We start from the raw sequence: 25,163 nt of genomic DNA, 5'->3' as shown, positions 1-25,163 counted from the left end.
GACGGAATGTCAGAGTTCGCCGGATCGGATCAGCCCGACGGCGATGCCTTCCAGCGCGAATTCCGCGCTGCCGGCCTTGACGAAGATGTTTTCGTAATCGGGGTTCTCCGCGATCAGCTCGAGACCGCCCGGCCGGCGCATCAGGCGTTTGACCGTGACGTCGTCGCCGAGACGCGCGACGATGATCTGGCCGTCCTTCGCTTCCGTGCGCTTCTGCACCGCGAGGAGGTCGCCGTCGAGAATGCCGGCGTCGCGCATCGACAGGCCGCGCACCTTCAGCAGGTAATCGGGTTTGCTGGAGAACAGCGCGGGATCGCACGCGTAATGCTGCGAGATGTGCTCCTGCGCGAGGATCGGGCTACCGGCCGCGACGCGGCCGACGAGCGGCAGCGACAGCTGCATCAGGCCGGCATGCGGCAGCGTGAACTGGTGCGGGGAATCTTCGAGGCCGAGCAGGCGGATGCCGCGCGACGCGCCGGCGGCCAACTCGATCACGCCCTTGCGCGCCAGTGCGCGCAGGTGCTCCTCGGCCGCATTCGGCGAGCTGAAGCCCAGTTCGGCCGCGATCTCGGCGCGGGTGGGCGGGAATCCGGAGCGTTCGATCGCGCGACGGATCAAGTCGAACACTTGCTGCTGACGGGCGGTGAGTTTGGTCATGGCTTAACTGTATGGATAGACAGTGAGCTGTATTTTTATACAGTACTTCGCGAAATTCAAGTGTTACGTGAGGTTCGACGCGATCGCGCCGGTTCCGACGCGATTCCGCGCCGTCCGGACGCCGGTTTATCCGCCGCAACCGTCCATCCCGTCTGCGTTAGCACTTTTGAGTATTAAAAAATGAAGAACGATTATTTTTAATCATGTAACCCGTTCGCTAGACTGGCCCGACATCGCAATACCGACAACACTGGAGAACCAAGGATGGCGAAGCGCAATACGGGGCTGGTGGGCGGGGTGGGCCGCCTGATCGCAACACTCGCGCTGGGCGCGGCGGCGGCGCTGGGCGTCGCGACGCATGCCCAGGCCGATACGACCTTCCTGAACGTGTCGTACGACCCGACGCGCGAGCTGTATCAGGACTTCAACCAGGCGTTCGGCAAGGAGTGGAAGGCGAAGACGGGCGAGACCGTCAACTTCAAGCAGTCGCACGGCGGCTCGGGCGCGCAGGCTCGATCGGTGCTCGACGGCCTGCAGGCCGACGTTGTCACGCTGGCGCTCGCTTACGACATCGACGCGCTCGCGAACAAGGGGCTCGTCAACAAGGACTGGCAGAAGCGCCTGCCCGACAACGCTTCGCCGTACACGTCGACGATCGTGTTCCTCGTGCGCAAGGGCAATCCGAAGGGGATCAAGGATTGGGACGACCTGACCAAGCCGGGCATCTCGATCGTCACGCCGAACCCGAAGACGTCGGGCGGCGCGCGCTGGAACTACCTGGCCGCGTGGGCATACGCGCTGCACAAGCCGGGCGGCAATGAGCAGACGGCGAAGGAATTCGTCACGAAGCTCTACAAGAATGCGGGCGTGCTCGATTCGGGCGCGCGAGGCGCGACGACGAGCTTCGTGCAGCGTGGGATCGGCGACGTGCTGATCGCATGGGAAAACGAGGCATTCCTGTCGGTCAAGGAATTCGGCACCGACAAGTTCGAGATCGTCGTGCCGTCGGTGAGCATCCTGGCCGAGCCGCCCGTCGCGGTGGTCGACAAGGTGGTCGACAAGAAGGGCACGCGCAAGCTGGCCGATGCGTACCTGAATTTCCTGTACAGCCCGCAGGGCCAGGAGATCGCGGCGCGCAACTACTACCGGCCGCGCTCGAAGAACGTGCCGGCCGAACTGACGAAGCAGTTCCCGAAGCTGAAGCTGTACACGGTCGACGACACGTTCGGCGGCTGGACGAATGCGCAAAAGACGCATTTCGCGGACGGCGGCGTGTTCGATTCGATCTACAAGCCGCAGTAACGCCATAACGACAGCGGTGCGCCACGCAGTGCGCCGCATCCCCGACGGGCCGCCGGCGCGATTCATGCGCCGGCGTTTGCGTCGGACCCATGAGCAGCAACGACCCAGCAAGAGCATCCGATGACGACGTACACCTTTCGCAAGCCGAGCGCGCTGCCCGGTTTCGGCGTGACGCTAGGCATCACGGTGGCCTATTTGAGCCTCGTGGTGCTGATTCCGCTCGCCGCCACGTTCCTGAAGACCGCGACGCTGTCGTGGGACCAGTTCGTCACCGCCGTCACGTCGCCGCGCGTGCTCGCGTCGTACCGGCTGACGTTCTCGGCCGCGCTCGGCGGCGCACTGATCAACGCCGTGTTCGGCTTCCTCGTCGCGTGGGTGCTCGTGCGCTACACGTTCCCGTTCAAGCGGATCGTCGACGCGATCGTCGACCTGCCGTTCGCGCTGCCGACCTCGGTCGCCGGCATCTCGCTCGCGGCCGTCTATGCGACCAACGGCTGGGTCGGCCAGTATCTCGCGCCGCTCGGCATCAAGATCGCGTTCACGCCCGCCGGCGTGCTGGTCGCGCTGACCTTCATCGGGCTGCCGTTCGTCGTGCGCACCGTGCAGCCGGTGCTCGAGGATTTCGAGCGCGAGCAGGAAGAGGCCGCCGCGTGCCTCGGCGCGTCGCGCTGGCTGACGTTCCGCCGCGTCGTGCTGCCGGCCGTGCTGCCGGCGCTGCTCACCGGTTTCGCGCTGGCGTTCGCGCGCGCGCTCGGCGAATACGGCTCGGTGATCTTCATCGCCGGCAACGTGCCGATGAAATCCGAGATCACGTCGCTGCTCATCATCACGAAGCTCGAACAGTACGACTACGCGGGCGCGACCGCGCTCGCGGTCGTGATGCTGGTCGTGTCGTTCCTGATGCTGCTGCTGATCAACACGCTGCAATGGTATCTGCAGCGTCGCACGAGCAAGGGCGCGAGCGGCCCCGCGCCCGCGACCGTCATCGCAACCGCGGCAGGAGGCCAGCAATGAACCAGGAGGCCACCGTCGTGCTGAAAACCCCGTCGTCGGCCGCGCGCGGACGCGCCGCGAAGCGGCTCGACCCCGTCAGCGAGTCGCGCGTCGTGCGCTGGCTGCTCACGGGCATCGCGCTGGCGTTCCTCGCGTTCTTCCTCGTCGTGCCGCTCGCCGCGGTGTTCGTCGAGGCGCTGAGAAAGGGCGTCGGCTTCTACCTCGAATCGCTGGCCGATCCCGATGCCTGGGCGGCGATCAAGCTGACGCTGACCGTCGCCGCGATCGCCGTGCCGCTGAACCTTGTGTTCGGCGTGTGCGCATCGTGGGCGATCGCGAAGTTCGAATTCCGCGGCAAGGCGTTGCTGACGACGCTGATCGACCTGCCGTTCTCCGTGTCGCCGGTGATCTCGGGCCTGGTCTACGTGCTGCTGTTCGGCGCGCAGGGCTGGATCGGGCCGTGGCTGCAGGACCACGACGTGCAGATCATCTTCGCGGTGCCGGGCATCGTGCTCGCGACGATCTTCGTCACGTTCCCGTTCGTCGCGCGCGAGCTGATTCCGCTGATGCAGGCTCAGGGCACCGACGAGGAAGAGGCCGCGCGCGTGCTCGGCGCATCGGGCTGGCAGATCTTCCGCCGCGTGACGCTGCCGAACGTGAGGTGGGGCCTGCTGTACGGCGTGATCCTGTGCAATGCGCGCGCGATGGGCGAGTTCGGCGCGGTGTCGGTCGTGTCGGGCCATATCCGCGGCGTGACCGACACGATGCCGCTGCACGTCGAGATCCTGTACAACGAATACAACTTCGCGGCGGCGTTCGCGGTGGCGTCGGTGCTGGCGCTGCTCGCGCTCGTCACGCTCGCGCTGAAGCTGCTCGCCGAGCGTCATCTCGCCGCCGAACTGGCCGGCGCGCGCGACGCCGTTCCCGCACATGCCGGCCCCGTCGCCGTCGTTTCGTCGAAATCGTAAAGAGGCAACCAGAATGGGTATCACCGTCCGTAACCTTCAGAAGCGCTTCGGCGATTTCACGGCGCTCGACAACGTCTCGCTCGACTTCCCGCCCGGCGAACTGGTCGCGCTGCTCGGGCCGTCCGGCTGCGGCAAGACCACGCTGTTGCGCGTGATCGCGGGCCTCGAGCACGCGGACGCCGGCCAGGTCGTGCTGCAGGGGCTCGACGTCGCGTCGGTCGGCGCGCGCGACCGTCAGGTCGGTTTCGTATTCCAGCATTACGCGCTGTTCCGCCACATGACGGTATTCGAGAACGTCGCGTTCGGGCTGCGCGTGAAGCCGCGCCGCGAGCGGCCGTCGGAAGCCGCGATTCGCGACAAGGTGCACGACCTGCTGAAGCTCGTGCAGCTCGACTGGCTCGCGCAGCGCTATCCGTCCGAGCTGTCGGGCGGCCAGCGCCAGCGCATCGCGCTCGCCCGCGCGCTCGCGGTCGAGCCGAAGGTGCTGCTGCTCGACGAACCGTTCGGCGCGCTCGACGCGAAGGTCCGCAAGGAACTGCGCGGCTGGCTGCGTCGTCTGCACGACGACCTGCACATCTCGACGATCTTCGTCACGCACGACCAGGAGGAGGCGCTGGAAGTCGCGGACCGCATCGTCGTGCTGAATCGCGGCCACGTCGAGCAGGTCGGTAGCCCGCAGGACGTCTACGATCATCCGCAGAGCGCGTTCGTGTACGAGTTCCTCGGCGCTGCCAACCGGCTGCCGGGCACGGTCGCCGGGCGAGGCTTCGTCGCCGAGGGGGCGGCCGCGCCGATCGAGGTCGATGCCGATTTCGCGGGCCCCGCGAACGCGTACGTGCGACCGCACGACCTGCAGCTTTGGCCGACGGGCGAAGGGCATCGGGACGGCATCGCGGTGGACGTGCGCCGCGTGATCCCGCTCGGTGGTTCGGTGCGCGTGGAGCTCGAGGCGCGCACGGGCGGCGCGCTCGAGGCGGAACTCGATCGCGATGCGTGGCGTGCGCTCTCGCTGCAGGTCGGCGACGGCGCGACGGCCGTGCCGCGCGCGGTGCGTGTGTTTCCCGCGCGTTGACGAGAGAATGCTGGGCAGAGGGCGGAAACCGCTCCGATTCGACAATCAAACAACGACAGCCTAAGAGGCATACCCATGAATTTTCAGCAATTGCGGTTCGTGCGCGAAGCGGTGCGCCAGAACATGAACCTGACGGAAGTCGCGAACGTGCTGTACACGTCGCAGTCGGGCGTGTCGAAGCAGATCAAGGATCTCGAGGATGAACTGGGCGTCGACATCTTCATCCGGCGCGGCAAGCGGCTGACGGGGCTCACGGAGCCCGGCAAGGCCGTGCACCAGCTGATCGAGCGGATGCTGCTCGACGCCGAGAACCTGCGCCGCGTCGCACGCCAGTTCGCCGACCAGGACAGCGGCCACCTCGTCGTCGCGACGACGCACACGCAGGCACGCTACGCGCTGCCGAAGGTGATCCGGCAGTTCACCGACGTGTTCCCGAAGGTGCATCTCGCGCTGCGTCAGGGCAGCCCGCAGCAGATCGCGCAGATGATCCTGAACGGCGAGGCCGATCTCGGCATCTCGACCGAGGCGCTCGATCGCTATCCGGACATCGTCACGTTCCCGTGCTATTCGTGGCACCACACGGTCGTCGTGCCGAAGGGCCATCCGCTCGTCGGCCGCGAGAACCTGACGCTCGAGGAAATCGCCGAGTACCCGATCATCACGTACGACCAGGACTTCACGGGCCGCTCGCACATCGACCAGGCGTTCACACAGGCGGGCGCCGTGCCCGACGTCGTGCTGACCGCGATCGACGCGGACGTGATCAAGACCTACGTCGAGCTCGGGATGGGGATCGGCGTCGTCGCGGCGATGGCCTACGATCCGCAGCGCGACACGGGGCTCGTCGAGCTCGATACGCAGCACCTGTTCGAGGCGAGCACGACGCGGGTCGGGCTGCGCAAGGGCGCGTTCCTGCGCGCGTATGCATACCGGCTGATCGAGATGTTCGCGCCGCACCTCAACGAAGCGGAAATCGCGGGGATGTTGCGCGAAGCCGTCTGACGGCGGCGCGCCGCGCGCCGTCCGGGAAAGTTGCCCGCGGATGGCGCGACGTGCGCGCAGGTTGCCATGCACAGGGTGGCGGCAGGGGCAGGGGATGCGCCGCCGCTGTCATGGCTGACCGACTTTTCGAACAATCGAATCATCGACCGCAGTCGCGGTTTCCAGTCCGATGCGCCGCGAGCGGCGCTCGACACGCGTTCGCCTGCCAGCAGAAAAACAAGACGGCATATTCGAACGCTTCGTTTCGGCCCTGTCGAACGGGCCACGCTTCGGAAGATATGATTCAATGCGCCTGAATGCCGGATGTTAGGCGTTCGGGCCGCTCCACGGCTGTCATCCTGACTGACTGACCGGCCGGCCGGCACCGGCGACACAACGCAACGCGCAACGCTGCGACGAAGTGCGAGAAGCGAAACCGGCAGGCCATCGTCGTTCAGCGAACAACGCACGCGGATTGCCGGTTCCGACCCACTCGAACGCACATCACGCCGCGCGCAACACGCACGGAGAAGCGCTAAACAATGAATCTCAAATGGTTTCTCTTTTCCTTCGAAGGCCGGATCGGCCGCATGCCGTGGTGGATCTACGCGCTGGTTTCCGCGTTGATCAGCGCGGTTTTCGATGCGGGTTCCCGCGGTTCGCCGGATGACGATCTGCCGCTGCTGGCGATGCTTGTGCTGGTCGCGATCGCGATCGTCGCTGTGTGGTCGTCGATTGCCGTCGGCGTGAAGCGACTGCACGACATCGACAAGTCGGGATGGTGGATGCTGCTGATTTTCGTGCCGATCGTCGGCGCGATCGCACTGTTCGTGATGAACGGCTTCATCGCCGGCACGCCGCATGCGAACCGCTTCGGCGAGCCGCTTCGGCGAGCCGCCGTCGTCCGATGAAGACGAACCCGCGCCGCGGGACCCGGCGTGATGCGCAAACACGCGCTCCGAATAAACCCTTAATTATTGATCAGACAGGTTGCGCGTCGAAGCGAATCGGTACAGCATAGCCGTCACTCCGCCGGCGGTCCCGCTGGCGGCGGCGCGTCAACGACAGCACGCGCCAGGCAGTCGGCCGTCTGCCTCGCTTCCATTTCGTGGTACCGACAGCAGCATCGATGGCCATTGCTCGGGTAGTGTGGCGCAAACGTTTGCTCACATTAAAACAACAGTCCGGCCCATTGGGCCAGTCGCCAGGAGATGTGTATGAATGTCCTGTTTCGCCGTCGCTTCCTGACCGCCGCGCTCGCCGCCGTCGCGGTCGCTGCCGCACCGGCCGTCCACGCGCAATCGGCGGCCAAGCCGAAGGTCGCGCTCGTGATGAAGTCGCTCGCCAACGAGTTCTTCCTGACGATGGAAACCGGCGCGAAGGAATACCAGAAACACAATGCAAGCCAGTTCGACCTGATCACCAACGGCATCAAGGACGAGACCGACACCGCGAACCAGATCCGCATCGTCGAGCAGATGATCGTGTCGAAGGTCGACGCGATCGTGCTCGCGCCGGCCGATTCGAAGGCACTCGTGCCGGTCGTGAAGAAGGCGGTCGATGCGGGCATCGTCGTCGTGAACATCGACAACCGGCTCGATCCCGACGTGCTGAAGTCGAAGAACCTGAACGTGCCGTTCGTCGGCCCGGACAACCGCAAGGGCGCGCGGAAGATCGGCGACTACCTCGCGAAGCGGCTGAAGGCGGGCGACCAGGTCGGCATCGTCGAAGGCGTGTCGACGACGACCAATGCGCAGCAGCGCACGGCCGGCTTCCAGGACGCGATGAAGGCGGGCGGGATGAAGGTCGTGTCGGTGCAGTCCGGCGAATGGGAGATCGACAAGGGCAATGCGGTCGCATCCGCGATGCTCAACGAATACCCGAACCTGAAGGCGCTGCTGTGCGGCAACGACAACATGGCGATCGGCGCCGTGTCGGCCGTGCGCGCGGCCGGCAAGCAAGGCAAGGTGCTCGTGGTCGGCTACGACAACATCAACGCGATCAAGCCGATGCTGAAGGACGGCCGCGTGGTCGCGACCGCCGATCAATACGCGGCGAAGCAGGCCGTGTTCGGCATCGACACGGCGCTCAAGGCGATTGCCGAGCATCGCAAGCAGGCCGACATGTCGGGCGTGGTCGAGACGCCGGTGGATCTCGTGACGAAGTGACGCGGCCCCGATGCGGCCGCCGCCCTCAAGAATCCGGCGCGGCGGCCGTTATCAGGGGTGAGCGCGATCACGGCCACTGCATGCACATGCACTTGTGAGCGTCACACCCGCGCGCCGCGTACAAGCGGCCGCAACCAGGATCGCGATGGAACCGACCTTCCAACCCTCCCGTTCAGCCATTCCCGTGCTGTCCGTCTCCGGCATCGGCAAGACCTATGCCGAACCCGTGCTCGCCGACGTCACGCTGACGCTCGAGGCGGGCCACGCGCTTGCGCTGACGGGCGAGAACGGCGCCGGCAAGAGCACGCTGTCGAAGATCATCGGCGGGCTCGTCGAACCGACCACCGGCACGATGCAGCTCGGCGGCCACCCGTATGCGCCGGCGAGCCGCACGCAGGCCGAGGCGCTCGGCGTGCGTATGGTAATGCAGGAGCTGAACCTGCTGCCGACGCTGACGGTCGCCGAAAACCTGTTCCTGAACCGTCTGCCGCGGCGCTTCGGGATCATCGACCGCGCACGGCTGCGCGACGACGCGCGTGCCGCGATGGCGCAGGTCGGGCTCGATGCGGTCGATCCCGATACGCCGGTCGGCGCGCTCGGCATCGGCCACCAGCAGATGGTCGAGATCGCGCGCAACCTGATCGGCGACTGCCGCGTGCTGATTCTCGACGAGCCGACCGCGATGCTGACGGCGCGCGAAGTCGAGCTGCTGTTCGAGCAGATCGACCGGCTGAAGGCGCGCGGCGTCGCCATCGTCTACATCTCGCACCGGCTTGAGGAACTCGCGCGCGTCGCCGAGCGAGTCGCGGTGCTGCGCGACGGCCGGCTCGTGCATGCGGGCGACATGGCGGCGACGACGTCCGACGGGCTCGTCACGCTGATGGTCGGGCGTGAGATCGGCGAGCACATCGATCTCGGCGAGCGCCATATCGGCGCGCCGCGGCTCGTCGTGTCGGGTCTCTCGCGCGGGACGGCCGTGCGGGACGTGTCGCTCGAGATCCGCGCAGGCGAAATCTTCGGCATCTCGGGGCTGATCGGCGCAGGGCGCACCGAGCTGCTGCGGCTGATCTACGGCGCCGACACGCCGGATGCGGGGACGATCGCGGTCGGCCAGCCGCTGAAGCCGGCGCGGATCGGTTCGCCCGTCGATGCGGTGAAGCACGGCATCGCGCTGATCACCGAGGATCGCAAGGGTGAAGGGCTGCTGCTGTCGCAGTCGGTCACGGCGAACGTGTCGCTCGGCCAGCTCGACCGGTTCGCGCGCGGCGGCATCGTCGATACCGTGCGCGAAACGGCGCTTGCCGAGCAGCAGATCGACGCGCTGCGGATCCGCACGCACGGCGCGACGCAGGCGGTCGGCGAGCTGTCGGGCGGCAACCAGCAGAAGGTCGTGATCGGCCGCTGGCTGGCGCGCGACATGGGCGTGCTGCTGTTCGACGAGCCGACGCGCGGGATCGACGTCGGCGCGAAGTTCGAGATCTACACTTTGATGGGCGCGCTCGCGCGCGAAGGCCGTGCACTCGTCGTCGTGTCGAGCGACCTGCGCGAGCTGATGCTGATCTGCGACCGGATCGGCGTGATGTCGGCCGGCCGCATGACCGCCGTGTTCGAGCGCGGCAACTGGACCCAGGATGCGCTGCTGGCCGCGGCGTTCGCCGGCTTCGGCCGCGAGACGCCGCCGGGCGGCGCGCAGCATCCGGACGCCGGGCCGGCGCAAGGCGCCGCTCCGGGCACTTCGACGACAGGACGACAGTAATGACCCAGCCTCCCGTATCCCCGACCGACGCAGGCGCACAGCAGACCGCGACGGGGCGCCGCGCGCGCACGCTGTCCGGCACGCGGCTCGGCCTGTCGAACTATCTCGGGCTCGCCGGCGCGCTCGCCGCGATGATCGCGCTGTTTTCGATGCTGAGTTCGCATTTCCTGACCTACGATACGTTCAGCACGATCGCGAACCAGATTCCCGATCTCGTCGTGATGTCGGTCGGGATGACCTTCGTGCTGATCATCGCCGGGATCGACCTGTCGGTCGGCTCGGTGCTCGCGCTCGCCGCGTCGATGGTCAGCGTCGCCGCGCTGAAATGGCAGTGGGGGCCGCTGCCGGCCGCGTTGATCGGGATCGCGGCCGCGACCGTCACGGGCGCGCTGACGGGCGCCGTCACGGTCGGCTGGCGGATCCCGTCGTTCATCGTGTCGCTCGGTGTGCTGGAGGCCGCGCGCGGCCTCGCGTACCAGCTGACGAATTCGCGTACGGCCTATATCGGCGACGCGTTCGATGTCCTGTCGAATCCGATCGCGCTGGGCATCTCGCCGGCGTTCCTGATCGCGGTCGCGGTGATGATCGCGGCCCAGTTCGTGCTCACGCGCACCGTGTTCGGACGCTATCTCGTCGGGATCGGCACCAACGAAGAAGCCGTCCGACTTGCAGGGGTTAACCCGCGGCCGTATAAAATCCTCGTATTCGCATTGATGGGCGCGCTCGCGGGGCTCGCGTCGCTGTTCCAGATTTCGCGGCTCGAGGCCGCCGACCCGAATGCGGGCGTGGGCCTCGAACTGCAGGTGATCGCGGCCGTCGTGATCGGCGGCACGAGCCTGATGGGCGGGCGCGGCTCGGTGATCAGCACGTTCTTCGGCGTGTTGATCATCTCCGTGCTGGCCGCGGGGCTGGCGCAGATCGGTGCGAACGAGCCGACCAAGCGGATCATCACCGGCGCGGTGATCGTGGTGGCGGTCGTGCTCGACACGTATCGCAGCCGGCGCGCGCGCGCCCGGTAGTACGACAGACAGAACAGACCAGAGAGAAACGGGAAATGGCGACGATCAAGGATGTGGCGGCCATGGCGGGCGTGTCGTTTACGACCGTCTCGCACGTGGTGAACAATTCGCGGCCGGTGTCCGCGGATGTGCGTGCGAAGGTCGAGGGCGCGATCCGCGAGCTGAACTACGTGCCTTCGGCCGTGGCGCGCTCGCTGAAGGCACGCTCGACGGCGACCATCGGCCTCGTCGTGCCGAACAGCACGAATCCGTATTTCGCGGAGCTTGCGCGCGGCATTGAAGACCAGTGCGCGGCCAACGGCTATTGCGTGTTCTTCTGCAATTCGGACGACGATCCCAAGAAGCAGCGCAACTACCTGCGCGTGCTGCAGGAAAAACGCATCGACGGGCTGATCGTTGCGTCGGCGGGCGAGGATGCGGTGCTTGCGGAGACGCTCGCGGACGCGCATGCGCCGCTCGTCGTGGTCGACCGCAACATCGAGGGGCTCGCGGCCGATCTCGTGCAGATCGACCACGAGCGCGGCGCCTACCTGGCGACGCGCCACCTGCTCGAACTCGGGCACGCGAAGATCGGCTGCATCACGGGGCCGACCGACACGGCGGTCAGTGCGATGCGCGTGCACGGCTTCATCCGCGCGATGGCCGAGCGCGGGATCGACATCATGCCGGGCGCGATCGCGGAAAGCGACTTCTCGTGCCTCGGCGGCTATCACGCGGCGTCGCGGCTGTTCGAATCGGTGCGGCCGAGCGCGATCTTCGCGGGCAACGACCTGATGGGCGTCGGCGCGCTGCGCGCGGCGGCCGAGCGCGGGATGCGCGTGCCCGACGACTGCTCGATCATCGGTTTCGACGACATCGAATTTTCCCGCTACACGTATCCGGCGCTGTCGACGGTCGGCCAGTCGGTACGCGCGCTCGGCGAAATGGCCGCGCAAACGCTGATCGAGCGTATCGGCGGCGGCTCGACGGCCGCGCCGAGCCGCCGCCGGGTCGTGTCGCCGCGCCTCGTGCTGCGCGAATCGACCGCGATCTACCGCGAGCCGCCTGCACCGGGCGGTCGCGCGTGACGGCGCCCGTGGCGGGCGCCGGCCGCGTGACGGTGGTCGGCAGCCTCAACATGGATCTCGTCGTACGTGCGCCGCGGCTTCCGCTGCCGGGCGAAACGCTCGCCGGTCATGCGTTCGCGCAGGCGGCGGGCGGCAAGGGCGGCAACCAGGCCGTCGCCGCCGCGCGGCTCGGCGCGCAGGTCGCGATGATCGGTTGCGTCGGCGCGGATGCGCACGGCGCGGCGCTGCGCGCGGGCCTCGAAGCCGAGGGTATCGACTGCACGGGGCTCGCGACGAGCGCGTCGGCGTCGACCGGTGTCGCACTGATCGTCGTCGACGATGCGAGCCAGAACGCGATCGTGATCGTCGCGGGCGGCAACGGCGAGGTCACGGCCGAAGCGGTTGCGCGCCACGAGGCCACGCTGGCGTCGGCCGACGTGCTGATCTGCCAGCTCGAGACGCCGCCGGACACGGTGTTCGCGGCGCTGTCGGCCGGACGGCGGCTCGGCCGCACGGTGGTGCTCAATCCGGCCCCGGCCGTCGCGCCGTTGCCGGCGGACTGGCTGCCGCTTGTCGATTACCTGATCCCGAACGAGGTCGAGGCGGCCGCGCTGACCGCGCTGCCCGTGCGCGATCCGGCCGAGGCGGAAGCTGCCGCGCGTGCGCTGCAGGCCGCCGGCGCGCGCAACGTGCTGGTCACGCTCGGTGCGCGCGGCGTGCTTGCGCTGACGGCCGACGGAACCGCGCGGCACTATCCGGCCCCGGCCGTCCAGGCCGTCGACACGACGGCGGCCGGCGACACCTTCATCGGCGGCTTTTCCGCACGGCTCGCGGCCGGCGCGGACGTCGACACCGCCATCCGCTTCGCGCAACGCGCGGCGGCGCTGTCGGTCACGCGAGCGGGCGCGCAGCCGTCGATTCCGACGCTCGCCGAACTGGCCGATTAGGGCCCGATCTCCACCCCCCCCAATCCAGGACTCCGCAGCACGGCCGGCTCGTCACACGAGACGGCCGGCCGCGCTCGCGGCCACGCGCCGGAGCCTCTGCGAACCTGCCTCCATTCTGCTTGCCGAGATTGCAGGACATTGCATCATTTATTCAGCTGTTTGTAATAAACAGATGAATAATTCGAAAAAATCCGTGAAAACCATCAAGTTGTGCGTCGCACAGTCGTAAATGCACTAGGAGAAGCAGTGCTTCGAGCCAACGGGCCAGGCCCGTTCATGACGTCGCTACACAGGAAAGATGATGGTGTTCAGGAACCTGACGATTCGCGCGCGCATCGGTTTGACGATGGCGTTTCTGGCGGTGCTGCTGGGCGTAACCGGCGTGCTCGGGCTGTACGGGATGACGCGTTCGAACGACTCGACGCGCGAAATTTTCACGAACCAGATGCCGAGCGCGGTCGACGTGGCGGTCGCGGAAATGTTCGCGGCGCGCGAGCGTCTCGCGCTCGACCGCGCGGCGTTGCTGGCCGGCACACCGGACTCGGCGGCCGCCGTCGAGCGCAGCCGCGCGATGCGCACGCAGGCCGATGCGTGGTGGCAGAAGTATCTCGCGCTGCCGCGTGGGCCGGAGGAGGATCGGCTCGCGCAGGATGTGGCCGCGAAGCGGCAGGCGCTGCAACGCGGCTGTGATGCGTTCGCGAGCATCCTCGGGGCAGACCAGCGCGATCGCATCGGCGACGGCGCCAAGCAGCTCCAGGCGCTCTACAACGACCTCGCGGTGGCCAGCGAAGCGCTGCGCAACTTCCAGTTCACCGACGCGAAGGCGGGCTTCGACAGTGCGGAATCGGTGTTCGACACGTTGCGGGTCTTGTCGATCGTCGCGCTCGTGGCCGGCATCGGCGCCGCGCTGTTGTCGTGGCTGACGCTGAGCCGCGCGATCGGCCGCCCGATTGCCGACGCGCTCACGCATTTCGACGCGATCTCCGCGGGCGACCTGCGCCGGCCGATCGTCGTGCACCGGCGCGACGAAATGGGCCAGCTGCTCGAGGGCCTGGCGAAGATGCAGCGCGGGCTCGTCGACACGGTACGCACCGTGCGCGGCGGCAGCGAATCGATCGCGACGGCGGCCCGCCAGATCGCGGCCGGCAACATCGACTTGTCGTCGCGTACCGAGGAACAGGCCGCCGCGCTGCAGGAAACCGCGTCGAGCATGGAGCAACTGACCGGCACCGTGAAACAGAACGCGGACAATGCGCGCCAGGCAAGCTCGCTGGCCGCGAACGCATCGGAGATTGCAAACAAGGGCAATACGGTGGTCGGCCAGGTGGTCGGCACGATGGGCGAGATCAACGACAGTTCGGCAAAGATCGCGGACATCATTGCGATCATCGAAGGAATCGCATTCCAGACCAACATTCTTGCGCTGAATGCGGCCGTCGAAGCGGCGCGCGCGGGCGAGGAAGGCCGCGGTTTCGCGGTCGTCGCGGGCGAGGTGCGCAGCCTTGCACAGCGTTCGTCGGCCGCGGCCAAGGAGATCAAGGCGCTGATCGACGCGTCGGTGGAGCGTATCCGGTCGGGTTCCACGCTGGTCGACGAAGCAGGGCGCACGATGAGCGACGTGATCGGTGCGGTGCAGCGCGTGACGGACATCATGGGCGAGATCGCGGCGGCGTCCGAGGAGCAGAGCGGCGGGATCGACCAGGTGGCGCGCGCGGTCGCGCAGATGGACGAGGTCACGCAGCAGAACGCTGCGCTCGTCGAGGAAGCCGCGGCTGCCGCTCAGTCGCTCGACGAACAGGCGGCGCGCCTGCGTGAAACGGCGTCGGTATTCCAGCTCGACGACGATGCGGCGCGCTCGGGTGGCGTCGCTCCGGTTGCGGCGCGTCACGCGCCGCGTGCACCTTCCGCGGCAGGTCAGGCTGCGGCGCGCGACGATCGCGATGCACCGCCGAAACGCCCGGCCGCGGCGATGCCGGCGCGCAAGCCAGCTACTGCCGCTGCTGCGCCCGCACCGGCGCCGGCGGCCGCGACCGCCGGCGCCGACGACTGGGAGACCTTCTGATTCGCGCGTGCCGCGCATCTATCCCCATTTGGTGACGAACGACGCCCGCGACATGCGGGCGTTGTCGTTTCCGCGGCGAACAAAATGTGACAGCGCGCATGCACGATCGTGCATCGTCGTGTGCATCGCGTGACCCGTTCTGACGGATACACGCAACGATGCGTGTCGTATGTCCGCATCGATGGTACGGGTATCTCCGTAAGGGCGCCGCGCAAAAAAATTGTAACGGCGCGCGAAGCGTGTCGTCGTAAACGGCCGCTCGAACGTATAGGGATGAAGGGGAGAAGTGGCGACGTCGGATGTGTCCAACGCACAAGACGTTCTGTCGTTCGACGAGACGCGGCGGATGCAGTTTCTGCGGCTCGGGAGATCGATTGTAAAACGGCGAAATGTGTTGTCCAAGCGGTGTTGTCGAGAATAACGAACTTCATACGAAGAGTTCGTGAAAAAAAAACAGAAAGGGTTTAGGATGAATTCGAACGCGCTTGCTTCTGCGCAGTCGTACGAAGGCAGGCACGTCTTCAGACTCAGGCGAGGGAGGTAGCATGGATATTTACAGCAGCTTCGCGAACCGCTTCGAAAAAACGCGAGAGGAAGAGCTCTCGCTGGAGGAGTATCTCGCGCTCTGCAAGAACGATCCATCCGCGTACGCGACGGCTGGTGAACGCATGCTGGCAGCAATCGGGGAACCTGAACACATCGATACCCGCAACGAGCCGCGCTTGTCGCGGATCTTCGCGAACAAGGTCATCAAGGTCTATCCCGCATTCCGTGAGTTCTACGGAATGGAGGAAGTGATCGAGCAGGTGGTTGCGTACTTCCGCCACTCTGCGCAAGGGCTCGAAGAGAAGAAGCAGATCCTCTATCTGCTCGGTCCGGTGGGCGGCGGCAAGTCGTCGATCGCCGAGCGTCTGAAGCAACTGATGGAGCGCGTGCCGTTCTATTCGCTGAAGGGTTCGCCCGTCAACGAATCGCCGCTCGGGCTGTTCGACTACGACGAAGACGGCCCGATCCTCGAGGAACAATACGGCATCCCGCGCCGCTACCTGAAAAGCATCCTGAGTCCGTGGGCCGTCAAGCGGCTGCACGAATACAACGGCGACATCCGCCAGTTCCGCGTCGTGCGTCGTTATCCGTCGATCCTGCGGCAGGTCGGCATCGCGAAGACGGAGCCGGGCGACGAGAACAATCAGGACATCTCGTCACTCGTCGGCAAGGTCGACATCCGCAAGCTCGAGCAGTACGCGCAGGACGATGCCGACGCGTACAGCTACTCGGGCGGCCTGTGCCTCGCGAACCAGGGCCTGCTCGAGTTCGTCGAAATGTTCAAGGCGCCGATCAAGGTGCTGCACCCGCTGCTCACCGCGACGCAGGAAGGCAACTTCAAGGGCACCGAGGGCTTCGGCGCGATTCCGTTCGACGGGGTGATCCTCGCGCACTCGAACGAGTCGGAGTGGAAGGCGTTCCGCAACAACCGCAACAACGAGGCACTGCTCGACCGGATCTTCGTCGTGAAGGTGCCGTACTGCCTGCGCGTGTCGGAAGAGACCAAGATCTACGAGAAGCTGATCCGCAACTCGTCGCTGGCCGAAGCCGTCTGCGCGCCGGGCACGCTGAAGATGATGTCGCAGTTCTCGGTGCTGTCGCGCCTGCACGAGCCGGAGAATTCGAGCCTGTTCTCGAAGATGCAGGTGTACGACGGCGAAAACCTGAAGGACACCGATCCGAAGGCGAAGTCGTACCAGGAGTATCGCGACTACGCGGGCGTGGACGAAGGGATGACGGGCGTGTCGACACGTTTCGCGTTCAAGATCATGTCGCGCGTGTTCAACTTCGATTCGAGCGAGGTCGCGGCCAACCCCGTGCACTTGATGTACGTGCTCGAACAGCAGATCGAACGCGAGCAGTTCCCGCCGGAAACCGAGCAGAAGTACCTGTCCGTCGTGAAGGACGTGCTCGCGTCGCGCTACGCGGATTTCATCGGCAAGGAGATCCAGACGGCCTACCTCGAGTCGTATTCGGAGTATGGCCAGAACATCTTCGACCGCTACGTCACGTATGCGGACTTCTGGATCCAGGACCAGGAATTCCGCGATCACGACACGGGCGAGAGCTTCGACCGCGCCGCGCTGAACGCGGAGCTGGAGAAGATCGAGAAGCCGGCCGGCATCAGTAATCCGAAGGATTACCGCAACGAGATCGTGAACTTCGTGTTGCGTGCGCGGGCGGCGAATGCCGGCAAGAACCCCGTATGGACGAGCTACGAGAAGTTGCGCGTCGTGATCGAGAAGAAGATGTTCTCGAACACCGAGGAACTGTTGCCGGTGATTTCGTTCAACGCGAAGGGGTCGGCGGAGGAGCAGCGCAAGCATGAGGACTTTGTGAACCGGATGGTCGCGAAGGGCTATACGCCGAAGCAGGTGAGGCTGCTTTGCGACTGGTACCTGCGCGTGCGCAAGTCGTCATGACGCGCGCGGTACCGCGCCCGTGCGGCGAGTCCGTACGGGCGCTTTCAGAGGCGCCGCCCGCATGACGGGAGACGGCATGTGCGGCGAGCGTCCCGGCATTTCGACTTTCGAGCGGGAGACCGGCAGTGCTTCATCAAATCATCGACCGCAGGCTGGCCGGCAAGAACAAGAGTATCGCCAATCGCGAACGCTTTCTGCGTCGCGTCAAGAACTACATTCGTCGTGCCGTGTCCGACGCGGTGCGCGACCGTAGCATCAAGGATATCCAGAACACGCAGAGCATCACGATCCCTCGCAAGGACATCGCGGAGCCGAATTTCCGGCACGGGCCGGGCGGGCGTCGTGAGTACGTGCACCCCGGCAACGAGGATTACGTGCGAGGCGACAAGATTCCGCGCCCGCAGGGCGGCTCGGGCGGCGGCGGCAGTCAGGCGAGCAATGAAGGCGAAGGGCAGGACGACTTCGTGTTCGAGCTGTCGCGCGACGAGTTCATGCAGTACTTCTTCGACGATCTCGAACTGCCGCGCCTCGTGAAGACGCACCTGCTGACGGTGCCGAGCTGGAAGAACGTGCGAGCGGGCTGGTCGGCGGAAGGCACGCCGAACAACATCGACGTCGTGCGATCGCTGCGCAGCGCGCTCGGCCGGCGCATCGCGCTCGGCTCGCCGCTCGTCAACGAGCTGCGCGAACTCGAAGCGCAACTCGAATTGATGAAGAGCGATCCGGAAGACCGCCGCGCGGAAATCGCGACGCTCGAGGCCGAGATCCATCACCTGAAGGGACGCATCTGGCGGATTCCGTTCATCGATCCGTTCGACCTGCGCTACATCAACCGTGTGAAGCAGCCGCAGCCGTCGAGTCAGGCCGTGATGTTCTGCCTGATGGACGTGTCGGGCTCGATGGACGAGCAACGCAAGGATCTCTCGAAGCGCTTCTTCATCCTGCTGTACCTGTTCCTCAAGCGCAACTACGAGCGCATCGAGGTCGTGTTCATCCGCCACCATACGCGCGCCGAGGAAGTCGACGAAGATACCTTCTTCCATTCGACCGAGAGCGGCGGCACGGTCGTGTCGAGCGCGCTCGAGCTGATGCGCAAGGTGATGAACGAACGCTACTCGCCGACCGAGTGGAACATCTACGGCGCGCAGGCGTCCGACGGCGACAACTGGACCGACGATTCGCCCAAGTGTCGCAAAATCCTGGAAGAGGATATCCTCACGAAGACGCGTTACTTCGCGTATATCCAGGTCGCGCCGGAAGAGCAGAACCTGTGGCTGGAATACGCGCAGCTGGCATTGTCGCAGCCGCATCTCGCGATGAAAAAAGCGGAATCGGCTGCCGACATTTACCCGGTGTTTCGCGAATTGTTCGAAAAGCAGGTGGAAATGTCATGACGACCCGCCATCTGCACAACGAGTCGCGCGGCTACGAGCCGCGCCCCTCCGGCGACGACACGGCCGGCCCTGCCGCGGCGCAGCAACGCGCGCAGGCCGAACCGCCGCCGCCGGCCGCCGACTTGCCCGGTGTCGGGCAAAAGGAAGCGCGTATGAACGTTGCCGAACGCAAGCCGTTGCCGTGCCCGTCCGACTGGACGTTCGAACTGCTCGAGGAATACGACACGCACATCTCGCAGGTCGCGGAACAGTACGAGCTCGACATCTATCCGATCCAGCTCGAACTGATCAGCGCCGAACAGATGATGGACGCGTATGCGTCGGTCGGGATGCCCGTCAACTACCGTCACTGGTCGTTCGGCAAGCACTTCCTCGCGACCGAGAAGAGCTACCGCCGCGGCCAGATGGGCCTCGCGTACGAAATCGTCATCAATTCGAACCCTTGCATCGCGTATCTGATGGAAGAGAACACGATGACGATGCAGGCGCTCGTCATCGCGCACGCGGCGTACGGGCACAATTCGTTCTTCAAGGGCAACTACCTGTTCCGGCTGTGGACCGACGCGCACGCGATCATCGACTATCTCGTGTACGCGAAGAACTACGTCGCGGAATGCGAGGAGCGCTACGGCCTCGATCGCGTCGAGGAACTGCTCGATTCGTGCCATGCGCTGATGAACTACGGCGTCGACCGCTACAAGCGGCCGCAGAAGCCGTCGCTGTCGAAGGAAGCGGCGCTGCGGCGCGAGCGCGAGGCATACCTGCAGTCGCAGGTGAATGAACTGTGGCGCACGCTGCCCGGCAAGAAGCCCGAGCTGATGGAGGAGCAGGAAGGCCGCTATCCGCCCGAGCCGCAGGAGAACCTGCTGTATTTCGCGGAGAAGAACGCGCCGCTGCTCGAACCGTGGGAGCGGGAAGTGATCCGCATCGTGCGCAAGATCGGCCAGTATTTCTACCCGCAGCGGCAGACGCAGGTGATGAACGAAGGCTGGGCGACGTTCTGGCACTACACGCTGCTGAACACGCTGTATAACCAGGGCAAGCTGGAAGACGGCTTCATGATGGAGTTCCTGCATTCGCACAGCAATGTGGTCTACCAGCCGCCCGTCACGAAGCCGTACTACAGCGGGATCAACCCGTATGCGCTCGGCTTTTCGATGATGAGCGACATCCGGCGGATCTGCGAGGCGCCGACGGAAGAGGACTACAAGTGGTTTCCGGAGATCGCGGGCACCCCGTGGCTGCCGGCGATGCACTACGCGATGCGCAACTTCAAGGACGAGAGCTTCATCGCGCAGTACCTGTCGCCGAACCTGATCCGCGAGATGCGGCTCTTCTCGGTGCTCGACGACGACATGCGCGATTCGCTCGAGGTGTCGGCGATCCACGACGATTCCGGTTACCAGTACGTGCGCCAGGCGTTGTCGCGGCAGTACGACATCCATCACCGCGAGCCGAACATCCAGGTGTGGGCAGTGAATACGCGCGGCGACCGCAGCCTCACGCTGCGCCATTTCATGACCGACAACCGCCATCTGTCGAACGACAGCGACGAGGTGCTCAAGCACATGGCGCGGCTCTGGCAGTTCGACGTGTACCTGGAAAGCGTCGACGAGGCCGGCACCGTGCGCAAGCGCTACGAGTGCCGCTACGTGCCGCCGGAGATCCGCGTTTGAGCGCCGGGCTTCGCGCATGTTTGCATCGGACGCCAGCCTGCGGGCTGGCGTTTTCATATGACGAACGCGCGGCGGGAGAATATTCTTCTACATCCGGACGAACCCGGAAAGCCTGTTACTTTACATTTCGCTAAAATCCCGTAGCGCCGTGCGCCGGAACCGGTGCCACGTGTGACCGTACGCGGCGGCCCCGAGCCGTCTCGCCCAGAAAGTACTAAAAGGAACAGACCAACCCATGGACGTCCAGACCGACCAAGCTGCGCTGTCTGCGCATGACACCCGGCGGCGCGTGTTCGCCATCGTCGGCGCCTCATCGGGCAACCTCGTCGAGTGGTTCGACTTCTACATCTACTCGTTCTGCGCGCTGTACTTCGCGCCGGCGTTCTTCCCGAGCGGCAACACCACGACGCAGCTGCTGAACACGGCCGGCGTGTTCGCGGCCGGCTTCCTGATGCGTCCGATCGGCGGCTGGCTGTTCGGCCGCATCGCCGACCGCCACGGCCGTCGCGCGGCGATGATGATCTCGGTGCTGATGATGTGCGGCGGTTCGCTCGTGATCGCGGTGCTGCCGACCTATGCGCAGATCGGCGCGCTCGCACCGGCGCTGCTGCTGGTCGCACGCCTGTTCCAGGGCCTGTCGGTGGGCGGCGAATACGGCACGAGCGCGACCTACATGAGCGAGGTCGCGCTGAAGGGCCGGCGCGGCTTCTTCGCGTCGTTCCAGTACGTGACGCTGATCGGCGGCCAGCTGTGCGCGCTGCTCGTGCTCGTGATCCTGCAGCAGACGTTGTCGGCCGACGAACTGAAGGCGTGGGGCTGGCGCGTTCCGTTCGTCGTCGGTGCGGCCGCCGCGCTGATTTCGCTGTACCTGCGGAAATCGCTCGACGAGACGTCGACGAGCGCGTCGCGCGACAAGAAGGACGCTGGCACGATCCGCGGCGTGTGGCAGCACAAGGGCGCGTTCTTCACGGTGGTCGGCTTCACGGCCGGCGGCTCGCTGATCTTCTACACGTTCACCACGTACATGCAGAAGTACCTCGTGAACACGGCCGGCATGCATGCGAAAACGGCCAGCAACGTGATGACCGTCGCGCTGCTCGTCTACATGCTGATGCAGCCGGTGTTCGGCGCGCTGTCCGACAGGATCGGCCGCCGCACGTCGATGATCCTGTTCGGCTCGTTCGCGGTGATCGGCACGGTGCCGCTGATGCATGCGCTGAAGGACGTGACGAGCCCCGTGGCCGCGTTCGTGCTGATCACGGTCGCGCTGGCGATCGTCAGCTTCTACACGTCGATCAGCGGCCTCATCAAGGCCGAGATGTTCCCGCCGGAAGTGCGCGCGATGGGTGTCGGCCTGTCGTACGCGGTCGCGAACGCGATCTTCGGCGGCTCGGCCGAGTACGTCGCGCTGTGGTTCAAGTCGGTCGGAAGCGAGGAAACCTTCTACTGGTACGTGACGGTGCTGTGCGCGATCTCGCTGATCGTGTCGTGGCGGATGCGCGATCCGAGCAAGGAAGGGTATCTGCGCCACGAACCGTGATCGATTGCGCCGCGCGCGCATTCGCATCGTGACGAACGTCCCGCCATCCGGTGGGACGTTTTTTTTTTGCGGCGTGCGATTACGCGGGCGGCAGCGGCATGGCGGTGGATGCCGGATCGGGTGCGCCCGATTGCCGGCCTTGCTCGACCAGCCATTCGAACATCCGCTCGACGATCGGCGAACGCGACGGGCCGTCGATGCGCGACAGCCACCACGTGGTGCCGGGCAGGCGCGGGTAGTCGGCGAGCACGGTCAGCGCGCGCTGGTCGATGCCGGCCTGCGCGACGAGGCGCGGCAGGCACGCGAGGCCGCGGCCGCGCAGCACGGCATCCAGCACGAGCCGCTGATCGTCGTAGATCGCGTGCATCCGGAAATCCGACAACTGCTCGCGAAACACCGTCGCCAGACGCTCGTCGGTCAGGCTCGCTTCGAGGCAGATGAGCCCCGCATGCCGAGGGTGCTCGCCGCGCGGCACGCGTTCGAGTTGCTCGGCGAGCGGCGTCGCGCACACCGTCACCCATTCGTCGCGCATGAACGGGATATCCAGCAGGCCCGGCTGCAGCATCGGCCGCGTGCCGATCGTCATGTCGACGTCGATCTCGTCGACATAGCGTGCCGTCTCGTCGGTCGACAGCAGCGGGCACAGGTCCGGCAGGATCTCCTGTAGCTGCTCGAGGCGCGGCTGCAGCCAGCCGTGCAGCAACGGCGCCGGACACACCAGCACGACCAGGCCCGGGTTCAGATAGGTCGCGATGCGGTCGAGCCCGCCGCGCAACGTGTCCATCGCGCGCTGCACGCTGCGCTGCAGGACCTCGCCGGCGATGGTCAGTTCGACACCGCGGCCGCGCCGGCGGAACAGCGGCTGCCCGAGTTGCGCTTCGAGCTGCTGGATCTGATGGCTGATCGCCGATTGCGACAGGTGCAGCTCGTCGGCCGCGCGCGAGAAATTGCCCAGCCGGGCCGCGGCTTCGAAGCCGGTCAGCAGTTTCAGGGACGGAACGCGTTGCATTGAGGTATGAGGTAGATTGATTAATTCTGCCAAAAAATATCAATATTCATCAAGTTTAACCTGTCGCACAATCGGCCATCAATCACAACGGAGGCTGATCGATGGGTCGCTTTGATGCTCGCCAGCGCGGTTACCGGATGCCCGCCGAATGGGAATCCATGGATGCCACGTGGCTCGGATGGCCGGTTCTCGAAGGTCGCGAGGACCTGTGGGGCGTGCATTACGCGCAGGTTTGCCGCGAGTTCGCGCTGGTCGCGCGGACGATCGCCCGCTATCAGCGCTGCGTGGTGGCCGTCCACCAAAGCCAGGCCGACGCCGCGCGCGAGCTGGTGGGCGCGAGTGTCGATGTGTTGCCGGTCGCGGCCGAGGACAACTGGCTGCGCGATTGCGGGCCGATCTTCCTTGTCAGCGAACGGCGCGAGCTCGGCGCGGCCGTGTTCCGCTTCAACTGCTGGGGCGAGAAGTACCAGCCGTACGACGGCTGCCAGCAGGCCGGGCAGGACATCGCGCGCGCGGCCGGTGCGGAGATCTTCAATTCGCACATGGTGCTGGAGGGCGGCTCGTTTTACGTCGACGGGCAGGGCACGCTGGTCACCACCGAGAGCTGTCTGCTGCATCCCAACCGCAATCCGCACCTGAGCCGCGCGGAGATCGAGGCGGAGCTCCGGCGCATGCTCGGTGTCGAGAAGATCGTCTGGCTGCCGGGCAATCCCGACGAAGTGGAGACGAACGGGCACGTGGACGGCATCGCGTCGTTCATCGCGCCCGGCCGGATGCTGTGCCAGGCCGCGCTACCGGAGCAGGGCGACTATTTCCGCGTGATGCGTGAAAACCGCCGCGCGCTGGAACTCGCGACCGACGCGGCCGGGCGCCGTTTCGAGCTGATCGACCTGCCGTCGCCGATCGTCAGCGAACGCTTCGGCTCCGAGCGCTACTGCGACTGCTATGCGAACTACATTCTGGTGAACGGCGCGGTGATCGTGACCGCGTTCGGCGTCGAGCAGGATCAGGCCGCGCGCGAGGTCTTCAGTCGCGCGTTCCCGGAGCGTAACGTGGTGATGTTGCCGATTCCGACGCTGTCGATCGGCGGCGGCAGCATCCACTGTTCGACGCAGCAGCAGCCGTCCGTCGCGCGCTGAGCGACGTCCCACCCGCGGTTTCCGGTCCCACCGAGGAGCAATCGCAATGCCGTCCAAACACATCACCGTCGCCGCCGTCCAGATGGCGTCGGGCAGCTGGAATCTCGAAGACAACATGGCCACCGCGGAGCGCCTGATTCGCGAGGCCGCCGCGCAGGGCGCGAATCTCGTGCTGTGCCCGGAGTTGTTCGCGATGCCGTACTTCTGCGTCGATCAGAACGTGCGTCATCTCGAACTCGCGCAGCCGTTCGAAGGCAACGCGCAGATCGCCCGTTTCGCGGCGCTGGCCGGCGAGCTCGGCATCGTGCTGCCGATCGGCTTCTTCGAGCGTGCGGGCAATGCGGCGTACAACTCGATCGCCGTGGCGGATGCCGACGGACGCGTGCTTGGCGTCTACCGCAAGACGCATATCCCGGATGGGCCGGGCTATACGGAGAAGTTCTATTTCACGCCCGGCGACACCGGATTCAAGGTGTGGGACACGCGCTTCGGCCGGATCGGCATCGGCATCTGCTGGGACCAGTGGTACCCGGAGACGGCGCGTTGCCTTGCGCTGATGGGCGCCGAGATCCTGTGCTTTCCGACCATCATCGGCTCGGAGCCGTTCAGCAGCGAGTTCGATTCGGCCAGCCACTGGCAGCGCACGATGCAGGGCCACGCGGCGGCCAACATGGTACCGGTGGTGGCGGCCAACCGGATCGGCCGCGAAGCGGGTTTCGGCAACGGCAATCCGCAGCAGCAGGGGCTGACGGGCGTGTTCTACGGGTCGAGCTTCATCGCGGATCACACGGGCGAGAAGCGGGCCGAGGCGAACCGTACCGACGAAGCCGTGCTCGTGCACACGTTCGACCTCGACGCGATTCGCGCCGACCGGCAATCGTGGGGCTTCTTCCGCGATCGCCGCCCGGAGATGTATCGCACCTTGCTCACCAGCGACGGCGTGTCGTCCTGTTATCGATGAGGAGT

20 protein-coding genes are annotated in these 25,163 nt (G+C 65.9%); 18 read left to right on the top strand and 2 right to left on the bottom strand.

The features are described 5' to 3' along the window. Nucleotides 1-9 precede the first annotated feature (9 nt). On the bottom strand, nucleotides 10-657 hold the full coding sequence (gene lexA, locus VL15_RS05565; protein WP_047900600.1) for a transcriptional repressor LexA: 648 nt from the start codon (nucleotides 655-657) through the stop codon (nucleotides 10-12). A gap of 264 nt (nucleotides 658-921) precedes the next feature. On the opposite strand from lexA, the gene VL15_RS05560 reads away from it, so the two are divergent. The 16 genes from VL15_RS05560 to VL15_RS05485 all read left to right on the top strand — a co-directional run bounded on the left by VL15_RS05560 (nucleotide 922) and on the right by VL15_RS05485 (nucleotide 22,049). Beyond that, nucleotides 922-1,959: a sulfate ABC transporter substrate-binding protein gene (locus tag VL15_RS05560; protein WP_048243821.1), complete on the top strand. Its 1,038-nt coding sequence runs from the start codon at nucleotides 922-924 to the stop codon at nucleotides 1,957-1,959. Nucleotides 1,960-2,079: 120 nt separating this feature from the next. Then, entirely contained in the window at nucleotides 2,080-2,973 is an 894-nt protein-coding gene (gene cysT, locus VL15_RS05555) for a sulfate ABC transporter permease subunit CysT (protein WP_048243819.1), read from the top strand. Further along, nucleotides 2,970-3,920, top strand: coding sequence for a sulfate ABC transporter permease subunit CysW (gene cysW / locus VL15_RS05550; protein ID WP_048243817.1), 951 nt, complete (start codon nucleotides 2,970-2,972; stop codon nucleotides 3,918-3,920). Before cysT ends, cysW begins: the two co-directional genes overlap by 4 nt. 13 nt (nucleotides 3,921-3,933) lie before the next feature. Beyond that, nucleotides 3,934-4,992, top strand: a complete 1,059-nt coding sequence (locus VL15_RS05545) for a sulfate/molybdate ABC transporter ATP-binding protein (RefSeq protein ID WP_048243815.1) — start codon at nucleotides 3,934-3,936, stop codon at nucleotides 4,990-4,992. Between the two features lie 75 nt (nucleotides 4,993-5,067). Next, on the top strand, nucleotides 5,068-5,994 hold the full coding sequence (locus tag VL15_RS05540; protein ID WP_048243814.1) for a CysB family HTH-type transcriptional regulator: 927 nt from the start codon (nucleotides 5,068-5,070) through the stop codon (nucleotides 5,992-5,994). A 521-nt stretch (nucleotides 5,995-6,515) separates the two neighbouring features. Continuing rightward, nucleotides 6,516-6,884 (top strand): DUF805 domain-containing protein, encoded by a 369-nt coding sequence (locus tag VL15_RS05535; RefSeq protein WP_053077586.1) that lies wholly within the window; start codon nucleotides 6,516-6,518, stop codon nucleotides 6,882-6,884. Between the two features lie 306 nt (nucleotides 6,885-7,190). Continuing rightward, nucleotides 7,191-8,141 (top strand): sugar ABC transporter substrate-binding protein, encoded by a 951-nt coding sequence (locus tag VL15_RS05530; RefSeq protein WP_048243812.1) that lies wholly within the window; start codon nucleotides 7,191-7,193, stop codon nucleotides 8,139-8,141. 145 nt (nucleotides 8,142-8,286) lie between these two features. Beyond that, nucleotides 8,287-9,897, top strand: a complete 1,611-nt coding sequence (locus VL15_RS05525; protein WP_048243810.1) for a sugar ABC transporter ATP-binding protein — start codon at nucleotides 8,287-8,289, stop codon at nucleotides 9,895-9,897. Next, a complete protein-coding gene (locus VL15_RS05520) occupies nucleotides 9,897-10,916 on the top strand; it encodes an ABC transporter permease (RefSeq protein ID WP_048243809.1) in 1,020 nt (339 codons plus the stop codon). Before VL15_RS05525 ends, VL15_RS05520 begins: the two co-directional genes overlap by 1 nt. A gap of 35 nt (nucleotides 10,917-10,951) precedes the next feature. After that, a complete protein-coding gene (locus VL15_RS05515; protein WP_048243807.1) occupies nucleotides 10,952-11,983 on the top strand; it encodes a LacI family DNA-binding transcriptional regulator in 1,032 nt (343 codons plus the stop codon). Further along, complete coding sequence (gene rbsK, locus VL15_RS05510) at nucleotides 11,980-12,909, top strand: ribokinase (RefSeq protein WP_048243805.1); 930 nt, start codon at nucleotides 11,980-11,982, stop codon at nucleotides 12,907-12,909. Before VL15_RS05515 ends, rbsK begins: the two co-directional genes overlap by 4 nt. Nucleotides 12,910-13,210: 301 nt before the next feature. Further along, nucleotides 13,211-14,971: a methyl-accepting chemotaxis protein gene (locus tag VL15_RS05505; RefSeq protein WP_048243803.1), complete on the top strand. Its 1,761-nt coding sequence runs from the start codon at nucleotides 13,211-13,213 to the stop codon at nucleotides 14,969-14,971. A gap of 545 nt (nucleotides 14,972-15,516) precedes the next feature. Further along, entirely contained in the window at nucleotides 15,517-17,439 is a 1,923-nt protein-coding gene (locus VL15_RS05500; protein WP_048243801.1) for a PrkA family serine protein kinase, read from the top strand. A 125-nt stretch (nucleotides 17,440-17,564) separates the two neighbouring features. Then, complete coding sequence (locus tag VL15_RS05495) at nucleotides 17,565-18,833, top strand: YeaH/YhbH family protein (protein ID WP_048243799.1); 1,269 nt, start codon at nucleotides 17,565-17,567, stop codon at nucleotides 18,831-18,833. Further along, nucleotides 18,830-20,509 carry a SpoVR family protein gene (locus VL15_RS05490; RefSeq protein ID WP_048243797.1) on the top strand — a complete coding sequence of 560 codons (1,680 nt, stop codon included), beginning with the start codon at nucleotides 18,830-18,832 and terminating at the stop codon, nucleotides 20,507-20,509. The genes VL15_RS05495 and VL15_RS05490 overlap by 4 nt, the downstream gene beginning before the upstream one ends. A gap of 235 nt (nucleotides 20,510-20,744) precedes the next feature. Next, entirely contained in the window at nucleotides 20,745-22,049 is a 1,305-nt protein-coding gene (locus tag VL15_RS05485; protein ID WP_048243795.1) for an MFS family transporter, read from the top strand. Between the two features lie 79 nt (nucleotides 22,050-22,128). On the opposite strand, the gene VL15_RS05480 is transcribed toward VL15_RS05485, so the two are convergent. Further along, on the bottom strand, nucleotides 22,129-23,058 hold the full coding sequence (locus VL15_RS05480) for a LysR family transcriptional regulator (protein WP_048243793.1): 930 nt from the start codon (nucleotides 23,056-23,058) through the stop codon (nucleotides 22,129-22,131). Between the two features lie 101 nt (nucleotides 23,059-23,159). Here VL15_RS05480 and VL15_RS05475 point away from each other — a divergent pair, with 101 nt between their 5' ends. Continuing rightward, nucleotides 23,160-24,197 carry an agmatine deiminase family protein gene (locus VL15_RS05475; protein WP_048243791.1) on the top strand — a complete coding sequence of 346 codons (1,038 nt, stop codon included), beginning with the start codon at nucleotides 23,160-23,162 and terminating at the stop codon, nucleotides 24,195-24,197. Nucleotides 24,198-24,243: 46 nt separating this feature from the next. Beyond that, nucleotides 24,244-25,158: an N-carbamoylputrescine amidase gene (aguB, locus tag VL15_RS05470; RefSeq protein WP_048243789.1), complete on the top strand. Its 915-nt coding sequence runs from the start codon at nucleotides 24,244-24,246 to the stop codon at nucleotides 25,156-25,158. Nucleotides 25,159-25,163 lie beyond the last annotated feature (5 nt).

The sequence above is a fragment of the Burkholderia cepacia genome, from assembly GCF_001039005.1.
Classification (GTDB): Bacteria; Pseudomonadota; Gammaproteobacteria; order Burkholderiales; family Burkholderiaceae; genus Burkholderia; species Burkholderia theae.
This window is presented reverse-complemented; position numbering and strand designations above follow the sequence as displayed.